Raw genomic sequence first — 13,468 nt, forward strand, 5'->3', positions numbered from 1 at the left:
TTTCTGTTTTACGGCAAGTCATATTCCTTATAAAAGGAAAAGTTTAGATATCATATTGAGTGGTACATTTCTAGGGTACAATCACGTAACGGCACTTTATTAGGGTGAAGCTCGGTTCAAATTTCATAAAGTTTTACAAGATTTACCCATAATGTTATAAAAATCTAAGTTGCCTATTGCGCTAGCTTTGCACCAAGTATTATGAAAAAACTATTCGTCATATTCCTCTCATTCGTTTACCTGATCTTGTCCTCGGGCTTTGCTCAGTATGCGCATTTTTGTATGGGAACCGCAACGAAAGAAGTAACCTTAACGAATATCAATCATAATACCAATACGCCTTGTGCCATCTGTGCTTCTAAGGAAAAAGGACTGGAGAAGAAAAAGAAGAACTGTTGCAAAGTAGAAACGCAGATCTTTAAGACCGATAAGGCTTCAAGTAAACAAGCTGGCTTTGATTTTTCGCTAAAAATTTGGGGAGATGTTATTCCCAACCGAACATTAGGTGCTGTTTTCGATAAACTATCGATCACTAATGTCTCTAATAATCCTAATTATCTGTCCGACAGGATTCTTCCCCGGACAAATCCCCTCTATATCTTCCATTGCATCTATAGAATATAGAAAGTCATGTATTGAATTTGACATTTACCATTCCCAATGAAGGGGAATCGGTACTCATTCTTTATATAACTTTTTAAACTTTCGTCTATGAATCTTAAATTCATGGCATCAGTAGGCTTTATGCTTGCTCTTAACTCATCGGGTTTTGGACAAGTACTAAACTTATCTGATGCATTGCAACGTGCAGTTGACCAGCATGATAAAATAAAATCAAAAAGAACTCTTGTTCAGTCTGCTGAACAGAATACTATTTTTCAAAACAAACAATTTCTTCCCGATGTGACCTTGGGTGCACAGCAAAGTTATGGAACGATCAATGCACAAAACGGGCCCATGTATGCTCATGGAGGTTTAGCTTCTGCGGCAACTTCAATGCCTTTGGCTGAACAAAATTGGAATGCTGCTTTTGGGTCTCTGTATTTTGCCAACGTCAATTGGAATGTATTCACCTTTGGCAAAAAAACAAATCAAGTCGCACTTGCCCGTACAAAGGAGCAGACTGCAACTGCTGATGTCGATCAGATCATATTTGAACATCAGGTCAAAGTTGCGGCGTCCTATCTTAATCTATTGGCGAGCCAACGTATTAAATTTGTTCAGGGTAAAAATACAGAACGTGCCCAGGTGTTTTTTGATATGACCTACAGTCGGGCAACAAGTGGTTTAATTCCAGAAGTTGATGTTTCGCTTGCGAAAGCAGAGGTCTCTCATGCGAGATCGTTAGAAATCAAATCTTACGATAAAGAACTGGCCTATTCAAAACAGCTTGCCGTTTTGTTGGACGATGATTTTCAAACGTATGAACTGGACAGTGTATTCAATACCAGCGTACCTATTATGCTATGGGATCAAATTCAAAGTAAAATAGCGAGGCATCCTTTATTGGAATTGCAGCAACGCAAGATTGATGAAAGTGCGCAATCTGAAAAATTTATCCACAGCCATAAAATGCCCAACATCAATATTTTCGGTGTGGTGCAGGGACGTGGTTCAGGTTTTGATTGGAACTATGTCCAGGATAACACCGCATATTCATCTTCCTATTTTAAAGGTGCAGGAATTCAGCGTAGCAATTACCTTTTGGGAGGTACATTGAGTTGGAATTTGACAAATATCTTTCGGTTTGACAGTAAAATAAAGGAGCAACAGTTTCAATCCCAATCCTTAAAGCAAGATTATACTTTATTGGAGAAAGAACTGAATGCGCAAACCAATTTAGCGAAAGTACAGTTTCAAAATGCAGTCGATAATCTTGAAGAAACAAAAGTACAGCTCACCGCTTCACAGTTAGCCCATCGTCAACATACAGCATTGTATGAGAATGGTCTTACAACATTGGTTGATTTCACACAGGCATTGTACAGCCTCAATAGGGCTGAGGTCGATTATGAAATTGCCCAAAACAATGTTTGGCAGGCGATGCTGCTATTAGCATCTGCACAAGGAGATATTTCGATTTTACTTAAAGCGACTCAACACTAATTTTTCTTCGAAAATGAATTTAATCAGATTTGCACTTCGCAAACCAATTTCCATCATGGTTATGGTATTGGGCCTTTTATTCTTCGGAATACGGGCAGCAAAAGATATACAGGTAGATATTTTACCTGAGATGAACTTACCGGTGGTTTATGTAGCTCACTCGTTTAACGGCTATACGCCACAACAGATGGAGGGTTACTTTACCAAGATGTATGTCAATATGATGCTTTTTACGAATGGAATAAAAAGTATTGAGACGAAAAATACACAGGGATTGACATTGATGAAAGTCAATTTTTATGAGGGTACTGAGATGGGAGAGGCGATTGCGCAGCTGACAGCCCTCTCCAATCGCTCGCAGGTATTCTTACCGCATGGTGCTCCGCCACCTTTTATCATTCGGTTTGATGCTTCATCACAACCGGTGGGTCAATTGGTGTTCCGCAGTGAAACCAAAACGAATAATCAGCTGCAGGATATTGCCAATTTTACAGCACGGCCTTTCTTGATTGCCATTCCGGGCTTAACAACAGCGCCACCATTTGGCGGTAGTCCACGGACAATTGAAATTAATATTGATCCCAATAAACTCCGTGTACACCAGCTTTCGCCAGAGCAGATTGTGGAAATCATCAGTCGTCAGAACATCACATCACCTTCAGGAAACGTGTATATAGACGATATCAACTACTTGACACCGACCAACAATACCTTAAAGACGGTAGAAGAGTTTGGCGATATTCCATTATTCAAAGGACAGGTTGATAATGTATATTTAAGAGATGTTGCAACTGTTAAAGATGGTGCAGATATTACAGCTGGCTATGCCTTGATTGATGGCAAGCGTTCGGTATATATCAATGTAGCCAAGTCAGGAAAAGCGTCAACTTATGATGTCGTACAGAACCTTAAAAAGGTCATTCCTAATATTCAAAAAAACCTCCCTGATGATGTGAAGATTTCTTATGAATTTGATCAGTCAGTCTATGTGATCAATGCGGTAAAAAGTCTGATTGTAGAAGGGGTCCTGGGAGCATTGCTAACGGGTTTAATGGTGATCCTATTTTTAAGAGATATGCGTGCCGCAATTATCGTGATTTTAACAATTCCGATTTCCATTATTTCAGGTGTGCTTTTTCTTAAATTATTTGGACAAACCATCAACATCATGAGTTTGTCGGGATTAGCGCTAGCCATTGGTATTCTGGTGGATGAAAGTACGGTCACGATCGAAAATATCCATCAGCACTTTGCAATGGGAAAAACAAAAGCAAGGGCTATCTGGGATGCCTGTATGGAGATCGCTTTCCCTAAATTATTGATCTTACTTTGTATTCTCGCCGTATTTGCACCTGCACTGGTGATGACGGGGATACCGGGATCACTGTTTATGCCACTGGCTCTTTCAATTGGATTTTCTATGATCACTTCTTACCTGATGTCTCAGACTTTTGTGCCGATCATGGCCAATTGGATGATGAAAAACAATCATGTAGCGGGTGAAGTGCATAAAGAAACAGCTTTCGATAGATTTAAAGTTCGCTACTCGAATCTGTTGGAACGATTAATGGCGAGTAAGAAGATCATTGTCTCCATCAGTTTGGTGCTGATCCTAGCCCTTGTTGCTGTTATGTATCAGTTTACAGGAAAAGATGTTCTTCCGAACGTCAATTCGAGCCAATTCCAGGTGCGGATCACTGCGCCTGAAGGAACACGTATTGAAAAAACGGAAGAAAAGGTAAAGGCCGTATTGCATCAACTGGGTACTTTGATCGGGAAAGATAAAATTGCGATCTCCTCTGCCTACGTCGGCTTACATCCATCCTCATTTGCGGTAAGTCCCATTTATCTCTATAATGCGGGTCCACATGAAGCATTACTTCAGGTAGCGCTAAAAGATTTTAAAGGGAATTCGGATGTCCTAAAAGATGAAATAAGAGCGCATCTCAAAAAAACGATGCCAGAACTTAAGCTTTCTTTCGAACCGATCGAATTAACCGAAAAAATATTAAGTCAAGGTGCGAATACCGCTATTGAGATCCGTATTTCGGGTATGATGAAGAAGATGAATGCGATGTCTGCCAATAAATTGATGGCGAAGCTTAAAGAATTGGATTACTTACGTGATGTCAAAATACCACAATCCATGAATTACCCAGCTCTGGAAATTAATATTGACAGAAATAGAGCCGCACAGTTAGGCTTAGATGCGCAGGATATTTCGAAGTCTTTGGTCGCCAGTACTGCTTCTTCACGTTATACAAGTAAAAATATGTGGGTAGGCGGTATGATGGGGATTGCTTATGACGTGCAGGTACAAATGCCTCAAAATATTTTAAACAGCCAAGATGAACTGGCGAACATTCCATTATCTAAAAATGCGGACAGACCTGTACTAGGCGATGTCGCAACCATAACACCTGTCAAAACATTGGGCGAAAGTTATAATTTGGGAACAATGGGTTACACAACTGTAACAGCCAATGTACATCAGACTGATCTTGGCCGAGCTAAAAAAGATGTACAGGCTGCAATTGATTCTTTAGGAGAACTACCAAAAGGTGTGAATATACAAGTAGCGGGTATGGCTCCAGTTTTGGATGATACCATGAATAGCCTAGCAAGCGGATTATTGATCGCAATCGTGGTTATCTTTTTGATGCTGACAGCTAATTTTCAATCCTTCAAGGTTTCAATGACCATTTTAACCACAGTCCCTTTCGTGGTATTTGGTTCTTTGGTTTTACTGAAATTGACCGGATCAACTATCAATATGCAATCTTATATGGGGATTATTATGGCAGTAGGTGTTTCAATTGCCAACGCTGTACTATTGATCAGTAATGCGGAGACATTGCGGTTAGAAAATAAAAATGCCATGCTATCTGCTATTACAGCAACGGGACTGCGTATCCGTCCGATCATTATGACCACTTTGGCGATGACAGCCGGTATGTTGCCGATGGCAATTGGATTTGGCGAAGGTGGAGATCAAGTGTCACCCTTAGGTAGAGCGATTATCGGTGGACTGGTAGCTTCTACTTTTTCCGTACTCATCATTTTACCCTTGGTATTTGCTTGGGTATTGGGTAAAACTAAAGTTCAATTACCTTCTCTAGATCCTGAAGATGAAAACAGTGTACATTTTAACAATTAGAAAACAGAAAAAAATGAAAAACTTAATTTATATAACACTTGTATCGGCATTTATTTTCACGGGCTGCGCTGAATCTAAAAAAGAAAATAAAGAAGAGCAGAAAAAGGAAATGGGGGGTATGATGATGATGAATCCTTTCGAAACCGTTCCTGTGAAGAAAATTAATCCTTTGGTTATCCTGAAACTAGCGGGTGAATTGCAACCTGATCAGAGCACAGAATTGTTTGCTAAAGTAAACAGTTACGTTAAAAATATCCGTGTGGACATCGGTGATCGCGTTTCTGAAGGACAGATCTTGATGACGTTAGAGGCTCCTGAGATCCAGTCGCAGGTAGCAACTGCTAAAGCGAAATTTAAGGCCCAGCAAGCTGTTTATGTATCAACGCTGGCTACTTATGACCGCATGGTTAAAGCCAATCAGACTGCGGGCGCTATCGCGCGCGACGCAATGGATCAGATCACTGCCCGGAAATTATCGGATCAGGCACAATTGGCCGCCGCAGAATCAGCGTATCATGAAATCAAAAATATTGACGATTATTTAGTGATCCGCGCACCTTTCAGTGGCATCATCACGGATAGAAGTGTTGATTTGGGTGCTTATGTGGGACCAATGGGTAAATCACCGTTGTTAGTGGTTCAGAATAATCAGAAATTGCGTCTGAATCTTTCCATACCAGAAGCAAATACTCCTTTTATAAAATTGGGGGATACCATTCAGTTTTATGTGAGATCGCAACCGCAACATAAATATTTTGCGAAGATAAGCCGCAAATCGGGTAGTCTTGATTTAAAATTGCGATCGGAGAAAGTTGAGGCAGATTTTATCAATACCAATAATACTTTGAAACCTTTTATGATAGCCGAAACACAAATTCCTTTACAAAATAGTGAAGCAACTTTCTTTGTCCCAAAATCTGCCGTTGTAGACAGTAATATGGGGATGTATGTCATTGCCGTTGAAGGTGGGAAAGCAAGAAAGATTGCGGTAAGCAAAGGACGTGTGATGCCTGAGATGGTCGAAGTATTGGGCGAATTGGCAGAAGATACGGTGATCCTTAAAATGGGCAATGAAGAGATTCAAGATGGTTCAGCAATTCCAAATAAATAAAATATTTAAAATCATGATAAAACAATTCAACACAATAGCGATGGTGGCAATAGCCGCCATCGTACTGGTATCCTGCACGAATGAAGCACCGAAAGAAGCGGGGGCGATTAGTGGTACACCGGCTCAAAAGCCTATTCTGGTTCCAGCTCCTGCAGGAACTTCAACTCCTAAAAAGGGAGATCAGGTACCCAATAATCTGGTCTGTATGGTGAATGATGCCTATATGGGCAAACAGCAACTGGAAGTTCCGTTCGAGGGTAAGCTATATTACGGTTGTTGCGAGATGTGTAAAGAGCGTATTCCAAATGATGCCAAGGTCAGAATGGCGGTCGATCCTCACACTTTAAAGAAGGTAGATAAAGCAACGGCCTACATCGTGTTGATCGGAGACCAGGATGAAGTCGCATACTTCGAAAGCAAAGATAACTACGATGCGTTTCTAAAAGCTTCGCAATAGGAAGTAGAAAGAAGGATAAAAGGTGCTTTTCATTGACTTGAAGAGCACCTTTTTTAGATCTGTATTTTGGACGATTCTATGTGAAAAGCTATCTTACTTATGGGCAAAGTGAGATTTTACCATTCAAAATTTGTATTTTCATATTGGTATTTCAAAAAACGAGCATTCATATAAAATAAGAGCGGTAATGAAGAAAGTAATTGCAGCGATCAATATGACACTTGATGGTGTTTTTGATCATACGGCCATACAACCGGACGAAGAAGTTCATCAGCATTATACGGATTTATTAAAGGATTCAGAGGTCATTCTATATGGTAGAATTACATTTGAGCTTATGAAATATTGGCAGACGTTTTTAAAAGATCCTTCAGAAGAAAAATCGATGAATGACTTTGCCATAGCAATAGATCAGATTCCAAAAATAGTCTTTTCGAATAAACTGAAAGATACGGATTGGGATACCGCAAGATTAGCAACTCAGGATATTGAAAAGGAAGTTTTAGCACTGAAAGAAAGTTCTGAGAAAGATATTTTACTGGGCAGCAGGAGTATGATTATTCAACTCATGAAATGGGATCTGATTGATGAATACCAGTTTTGCGTGCATCCGCTTATTGCAGGTAAGGGCTTGTCACTGTTTGAGGAAATGCATGATCGAACTTTATTGAAGCTCATCAAAACGAAGATTTTTAGTAGCGGTGCGATCATCCTTTACTATGAACCGCTAAGGGGGTAATTGAATTTCTAATTACTTTTTAGAGCAAAAACGGGGTTTGGTAAACAAGATTAACAATATGTATGTTATTATTCCGTACTGATACCACATCTTTTAATTTCATATCTGCAAGTAAATTATAGATGTACTCTTTCTAATGCGATTGACTTTTTATATTTAAATATTTTAGCACTGTAAAGATTAATACAAATTTTTAGATTCCGTACGCATTATTATTTAATTTATCTTCTTTTACTTCAAAAATTGATATCTAAGTAGGTACATCAACTCAATTTCTTCACCAATGCTATCAATCTTTATTAACAGAAGTATTCTTTTTGTTATACCACTTAAGTCATTATAATTGATCAGAAATTATCATAAGTTATGTGAATACTATCACTAACCGGAGCAGCTACACAAGCCAAAATTAGACCTTGCTGTAGATGAGTTTCAGATAAAACAAAATTTCTTTTTAAACGTACTTCACCAGCTTGCAGTTTGCAAACGCAAGTACCACATTTACCGCTACAACAAGAATGGGGCGCATCAATTCCGGCATTCAACATGGCATCTAGTAATGACATCTCCTTGCGCCATTGTATACGCTGTGTTTTTCCACTAAATGTTACAGTGGCTTCCACTTGATCTGAAAATTCGGTTTCTCTTATTGACATTTTATTGGTTTCATTTAAACTCATTATTACAAATCACACCCAACTATTACGATCCAAAAGTATTTCATCTAAGTCTTACTGCCATGGTACAGTTCGAAGATAAAACAGCTGGTCCAGACACGTGAAATTTGGTATATGGTTATTCTTTTTAAAGCTGATTCTTTATTTAGATTATTGAACTAGCCTATGATGTGATTTTTTATGTTTTATAATGAATTAATTTTCAGTGTGTTATTGTGATAAATTTTAATATATAGATTTTATTGGAATAGTCGTTCCAATTATATACTTTTGTCATCACTATGGCACGCAACAAAGAATTTGATCCAACAGAAAAGTTAGAAAAAGCTCGCGCTTTGTTTTGGGAAAAGGGGTATCATGCCACTTCAATGCAAGAGTTAGTAAGCCAAATGAAGGTGAACAGGGGTAGTATGTATACGACTTATGGAGATAAGCATCAGCTCTTTGTGGAAAGTCTTCAAAACTATGCTTTGGAAACGTATAGTGCATATAAAAAGGCTGCGGTTGGAGAAAATTCACCACTAAGGTGCATTGAACTCATTGTGAAGAAAGCAATAGCACGATCCTTTGAAGAAAATAAAGTTTGCATGATTGTCAAGTCTTCTTTCGAGATGGCACCCCACGATGAAGAGGTTAAAGTATTATTAAAAAAGCTAAGTAATGCGCTGATAACCATTTTCCAAGAATTCATTGAAAAAGCGCAGCAAGCTGGTGAAATTTCTGCGGGTAAAGATGCAAGACAATTGGCACAGTTTATTGTTGGAAATTTTGCAGGTTTATGGCAGATGCAATCTTTATATAATGATAAAAAAATGGTGGAGCAAATGGCAGAAAATATGCTTGCAATTTTGAGATAATATTTTTTAAGGTCGGGAAATCGATTTTTTTTGTTTATTAATAGAACGATCGTTCCATTAATAAACGATATGAATCTTATATATAATAATTAGAGCTTTAGTTTTTTTTTGCACAATAATAGAATGATTGTTCTATAATAATAAATCAAAATGATATGGAATTAGGAATTAGTATGTTTGGTGATTTGCACATCGATCAGGTGACCGGAAAAATGCAATCTGCTAAACAGCGGTTAAAAGAGCTTATAGAAGAGATAAAACTTGCAGATGAGTTGGGAATTGATGTGATAGGAATAGGAGAGCACCATCGAGCAGAATATGCAGTACCAAGTCCGGAAATTGTCCTTGCCGCGGCAGCAGTGGTAACAAAGAAAATTAAGTTAACCAGTTCAGTTACAGTCTTAAGTTCATCAGATCCCGTGAAGCTCTACCAGAATTTTGCGATGGTAGATCTGCTATCTGACGGCAGAGCAGAACTAATGGCAGGAAGAGGAAGCTTTACGGAGTCTTTTCCTCTTTTCGGCTATGACTTACAAGATTATAGTGCTTTGTTTGAAGAGAAGTTGGATCTTTTATTAGAAATCAATAAAAATGAAACCATTAATTGGAAAGGCCGTTTCCGTGCTCCTTTAGAAAATCAGCAAGTATTGCCTAGGACGGAAAATAGTAAGCTTAATGTATGGGTCGCGGCAGGAGGAACACCTGATTCTGTTATTCGTGCAGGCAGACTAGGATTGCCCTTAGTATTTGCCATTGTTGCCGGTACACCTTTGTTAAGATTCAAATCGCTCTATGAGCTGTATAAAAATACCTATCAGCAATTTGGACATGATATGGCAAAATTTCAAGTGGGAATGTTTTCACATGCTCTATTTGGAGATAATAGTAAGGAAATCGCTTCTTATTATTATCCTCTTTACGGAGCGCAAATGGACCGCATTGGAAGAACCAGAGGTTGGTTTCCATTTCAACGAGAACAATATGACTTTGGAAGATCTCGAGAGGGTGCATTGTTTGTTGGCGATGCACAGGAGACAGTCGATAAAATAATATATGCGCATGAGTTATTTGGCATTACACGGTTTTCAGCACACTTGGATGTAGGAGCGCCTTCCCATGCACACCTGATGAAATCAATAGAAATATTTGGGACTAAAATAGCACCAAAGGTAAGGGAAGCATTAAAGAAATAATTACTATAATGAGCGAGATAAAAAGAATAAAACTTTGGGATGGTAATCCCCCAACTGCTAGTGGATTGTCCGAAGCGGAGATTGTAAATTCAGAAGAAATTTTGGAAATTGTCAATGTTACCGAAGCGGAACTTATCATTTATAGTCCAGAAGAAGCAAACAATACAGGTGTCGCTGTGATTATTTGTCCCGGAGGTGCTTATGCTGGCTTAGCTATCACCAGTCAGGGCTATGATTTTGCAGACTGGCTAGTGAACTTGGGTATTACTGCAGCAGTTCTGAAATACAGAATGCCTAATGGTCATCAGGAAGTTCCGCTGGATGATCTTCAGGAATCAATTAGGTATTTACGTAAGAATTTTAAAAATTTAGGTATAAATAAAAATAAGATCGGCGTAGCTGGTTTTTCAGCAGGAGGACATCTTGCAGCATTAGCATCTACATTGTTCTCAGTCGAAGGTATCAGCACCCGTCCCGATTTTTCAATGTTATTCTATCCTGTTATTTCCATGGGACTGCATACACAAGAAGATACCTATCAAAATTTACTAGGTAAACAGCCATCACCAGACACAATAGAAAAGTATTCCTGTCAAAAGCAGGTTCGTGCAGATACTCCGCCTACGTTAATTTTGGTTAGTGATGATGATACGGTGGTTTCGACACTCAACAGTACCACATATTACGAAGCATTGAAAAAACATAATATTCCTGCAACGCTTTACCTATTTCCTCAGGGAAATCATGCGTGGGGAATAAAAGGAAATAACATGTTTGGTGGAAAGTTTGACTATTTAGAAGAGGCAAAAGCATTAATCATGAAGTGGCTCCTTTCTTATTGTTAAAGACTCCTTCAAACAAACCAGCAATCCATGGATTTGGACTTGCCCCTGAAAGTTGAACACTTTTTCGGGGCATTTTTTATGGTAGAAAACAGAATATGATTATGAATTTAAACTAGCTGTGATATATTAATGATCGTTTTTAACTGTTAATATCAAATTTTTGCATATATAAGTACTATATTAAGATGTTTAAAGCTATAATATCTAGCTATTCATGATGTTTTTTGTATTTTACAAATTCAAATAAATGTGTACATGTTAAATCCAATTTATGATAGAAGGAAAACTGGCTCCATGAAAAATGTAATTTTAATCCTAATTGCGATCATTGTGCTGATAGCACCGTCAAGCGCACAAATCAATCTTTCCAAACCATTTGAGGATTGTAATATAAAGGGGAGTATTACGATATATGATCTTAAGGAGAAAAAATGGATTTCTAGCGACATAATTGATAGTAACAGTCCGACTTTACCCGCTTCGACTTTTAAAATTATCAATACATTAATTGCTCTCGAAACGAATATCGTTTCAGGTGAAGAACAGATCATCAAGTGGCCTGGATCAACTGATACTATAAAATATGGTTATCGACCTGATATTTATCACGACATGAGCATGAGAGAAGCATTTAAGCAATCTGCGGGCTGGGCATATGTTGAGATGGCTAAAGTGATTGGTAAAGAGCAGTATAAGAAATATTTGAAAGCCAGCCATTATGGTAATGTAGACCTTTCTGTTGCGGACGATGATTTTTGGAATTTTGGAAATTTTGCAATATCTCCCGTCAATCAAATAGAAATATTACGGGGTGTATATGAAGAAACATTACCATTTAAAAAAAATTCTTTTAAGATTCTGAAAGAAATGATGATTGAAACCAAAACCAAGGCATATACGATTAGAGCAAAAACTGGCTGGACACGAGACAATGGAAAAGATACCGGATGGTGGATCGGATATGTAGAACGTAAGGACAATGTCTATTTTTTTGCGACACGTCTCCTAAAAGATCGAACGGATATCAATACTAATTTCGGTAAATGTAGAAAAGAGATAACAGTTAAGATCTTAAAGGAACTACATATTTTGTAATATTTTTACTTTATCAATGATTGAGATATAAGACAGTAAAATTTGTTTTTTGTTACTTTTGTATGCGCTATCGTACTCGTCTCTTTTAGAGTCGGAACTCATAAAATAATTAGGGAAGACTTGAAAGGATTTTATGATGAAAATCATGTAAATAGATCGTTTATTCCGGATGATGCAGAAGCATGATCAATATATTTTATACAATTTAGGTCAAACCGTTAGTCACTTTACACCAGCATTTACATTTAAAATATACAATTCATTGATTGCATTGGAAACTGATATGCTTAAAGCATTAAAAGTGTTTTAGTCCTGTTTTAAGTTCCTTTTCATCATGATATTCATATGTTCATCATTTCCTAGCTTGAAGATATGGCTGTCGAACTCTTGTATAAATTCCGAGATTTTTAATGAGTGAGCATTAGGCCAATCATTTAATGCATTGATCAATAAGGATGCTGTTTTATTAAAGCTATCTTCATTTTGATATAATTCGGTTAAAAAGACCAATTGATCAAAAGTTTCAAACTTGGTTCTATTTTCCATAAATGCTGTTGTAAATTTATTTATCTTTTTTATTTTAATAGAATAACTCGAAATAAGAAGAATGTTACCCCAATGAATAGAAAACATCCTTAACTCTGATAATTTACTGAGGTAAAGCCATACTGCTCATCATAATAAATAGGGGTCTCATCATTAATGCTAATATTCGATTCGTAAAGGGTGTTTGCATTATTACATGATGTTTTTATTTATAAGCGTAATAACAACTTTGACTGTAAAGGCGTTTTAAATTTTTTGCAGATACCCAATGATACTTATTTAGCATAAACTTTTCAAAAGCTTCAAAAGCAATAAATGTAATCTCTGTCCCTGTATGAACTGGGTTTTCTTGTACATAGCGATTTCCCATTTTATTCACAGTCTTACAAATTAAATGACACTCTTCCAGTTTTTGTGCACTTAAATTCGGAAATACACTTGACAATCTTTCATTGATCGGTTGCAACCAGTTTTCACCAAAGTCCATTGATAGTTCTAGACCGTAGTTTAATATATCAATTGTTAGTGGCATCTGCTTCATTGATAATGATTGTTTTGTTTTCCTTATAAAGCTACCAATAAGCGCTCATGAAAGCAATATGTAGTTAATTACAAATTAACGCATATTCTCTTCTTTATCGTGTTTGCAGATACTATCTTAATCTGTATTTTCGTTTGAGAAGAG

General features: G+C 37.5%; 13 protein-coding genes. 10 read left to right on the forward strand and 3 right to left on the reverse strand.

From position 1 onward, the window contains the following. The first annotated feature begins 201 nt into the window (after positions 1 to 201). The 6 genes from JAZ75_RS19790 to JAZ75_RS19815 all read left to right on the forward strand — a co-directional run bounded on the left by JAZ75_RS19790 (position 202) and on the right by JAZ75_RS19815 (position 7,570). Positions 202 to 624, forward strand: a complete 423-nt coding sequence (locus tag JAZ75_RS19790) for an HYC_CC_PP family protein (protein ID WP_132839901.1) — start codon at positions 202 to 204, stop codon at positions 622 to 624. Positions 625 to 711: 87 nt separating this feature from the next. After that, complete coding sequence (locus JAZ75_RS19795; RefSeq protein ID WP_208697886.1) at positions 712 to 2,106, forward strand: TolC family protein; 1,395 nt, start codon at positions 712 to 714, stop codon at positions 2,104 to 2,106. A gap of 13 nt (positions 2,107 to 2,119) precedes the next feature. Continuing rightward, entirely contained in the window at positions 2,120 to 5,263 is a 3,144-nt protein-coding gene (locus tag JAZ75_RS19800) for an efflux RND transporter permease subunit (RefSeq protein WP_208697888.1), read from the forward strand. Positions 5,264 to 5,276: 13 nt separating this feature from the next. Beyond that, positions 5,277 to 6,374 (forward strand): efflux RND transporter periplasmic adaptor subunit, encoded by a 1,098-nt coding sequence (locus JAZ75_RS19805; RefSeq protein WP_208697890.1) that lies wholly within the window; start codon positions 5,277 to 5,279, stop codon positions 6,372 to 6,374. A 13-nt stretch (positions 6,375 to 6,387) separates the two neighbouring features. After that, entirely contained in the window at positions 6,388 to 6,831 is a 444-nt protein-coding gene (locus JAZ75_RS19810; RefSeq protein ID WP_031287440.1) for a hypothetical protein, read from the forward strand. A gap of 187 nt (positions 6,832 to 7,018) precedes the next feature. Next, positions 7,019 to 7,570 carry a dihydrofolate reductase family protein gene (locus tag JAZ75_RS19815; protein ID WP_208697891.1) on the forward strand — a complete coding sequence of 184 codons (552 nt, stop codon included), beginning with the start codon at positions 7,019 to 7,021 and terminating at the stop codon, positions 7,568 to 7,570. Positions 7,571 to 7,917: 347 nt separating this feature from the next. On the opposite strand, the gene JAZ75_RS19820 is transcribed toward JAZ75_RS19815, so the two are convergent. Then, a complete protein-coding gene (locus JAZ75_RS19820; RefSeq protein WP_208697893.1) occupies positions 7,918 to 8,226 on the reverse strand; it encodes a 2Fe-2S iron-sulfur cluster-binding protein in 309 nt (102 codons plus the stop codon). A gap of 302 nt (positions 8,227 to 8,528) precedes the next feature. Here JAZ75_RS19820 and JAZ75_RS19825 point away from each other — a divergent pair, with 302 nt between their 5' ends. From JAZ75_RS19825 to JAZ75_RS19840, 4 genes are all read left to right on the forward strand, one after another. Next, a complete protein-coding gene (locus tag JAZ75_RS19825) occupies positions 8,529 to 9,104 on the forward strand; it encodes a TetR/AcrR family transcriptional regulator (protein WP_208697895.1) in 576 nt (191 codons plus the stop codon). A gap of 155 nt (positions 9,105 to 9,259) precedes the next feature. Next, positions 9,260 to 10,297 carry an LLM class flavin-dependent oxidoreductase gene (locus JAZ75_RS19830; RefSeq protein ID WP_208697897.1) on the forward strand — a complete coding sequence of 346 codons (1,038 nt, stop codon included), beginning with the start codon at positions 9,260 to 9,262 and terminating at the stop codon, positions 10,295 to 10,297. 8 nt (positions 10,298 to 10,305) lie between these two features. Continuing rightward, positions 10,306 to 11,142: an alpha/beta hydrolase gene (locus JAZ75_RS19835; RefSeq protein WP_208697899.1), complete on the forward strand. Its 837-nt coding sequence runs from the start codon at positions 10,306 to 10,308 to the stop codon at positions 11,140 to 11,142. 294 nt (positions 11,143 to 11,436) lie between these two features. Beyond that, complete coding sequence (locus tag JAZ75_RS19840) at positions 11,437 to 12,237, forward strand: class D beta-lactamase (RefSeq protein WP_208697901.1); 801 nt, start codon at positions 11,437 to 11,439, stop codon at positions 12,235 to 12,237. Positions 12,238 to 12,543: 306 nt separating this feature from the next. On the opposite strand, the gene JAZ75_RS19845 is transcribed toward JAZ75_RS19840, so the two are convergent. Both JAZ75_RS19845 and JAZ75_RS19850 read right to left on the reverse strand, forming a co-directional pair. Beyond that, positions 12,544 to 12,783 carry a hypothetical protein gene (locus JAZ75_RS19845; RefSeq protein WP_208697903.1) on the reverse strand — a complete coding sequence of 80 codons (240 nt, stop codon included), beginning with the start codon at positions 12,781 to 12,783 and terminating at the stop codon, positions 12,544 to 12,546. Positions 12,784 to 12,988: 205 nt separating this feature from the next. Beyond that, positions 12,989 to 13,324, reverse strand: a complete 336-nt coding sequence (locus JAZ75_RS19850) for a hypothetical protein (RefSeq protein WP_208697905.1) — start codon at positions 13,322 to 13,324, stop codon at positions 12,989 to 12,991. Positions 13,325 to 13,468 lie beyond the last annotated feature (144 nt).

Source organism: Sphingobacterium sp. UDSM-2020 (genome assembly GCF_016132525.1).
GTDB lineage: Bacteria > Bacteroidota > Bacteroidia > Sphingobacteriales > Sphingobacteriaceae > Sphingobacterium > Sphingobacterium anhuiense.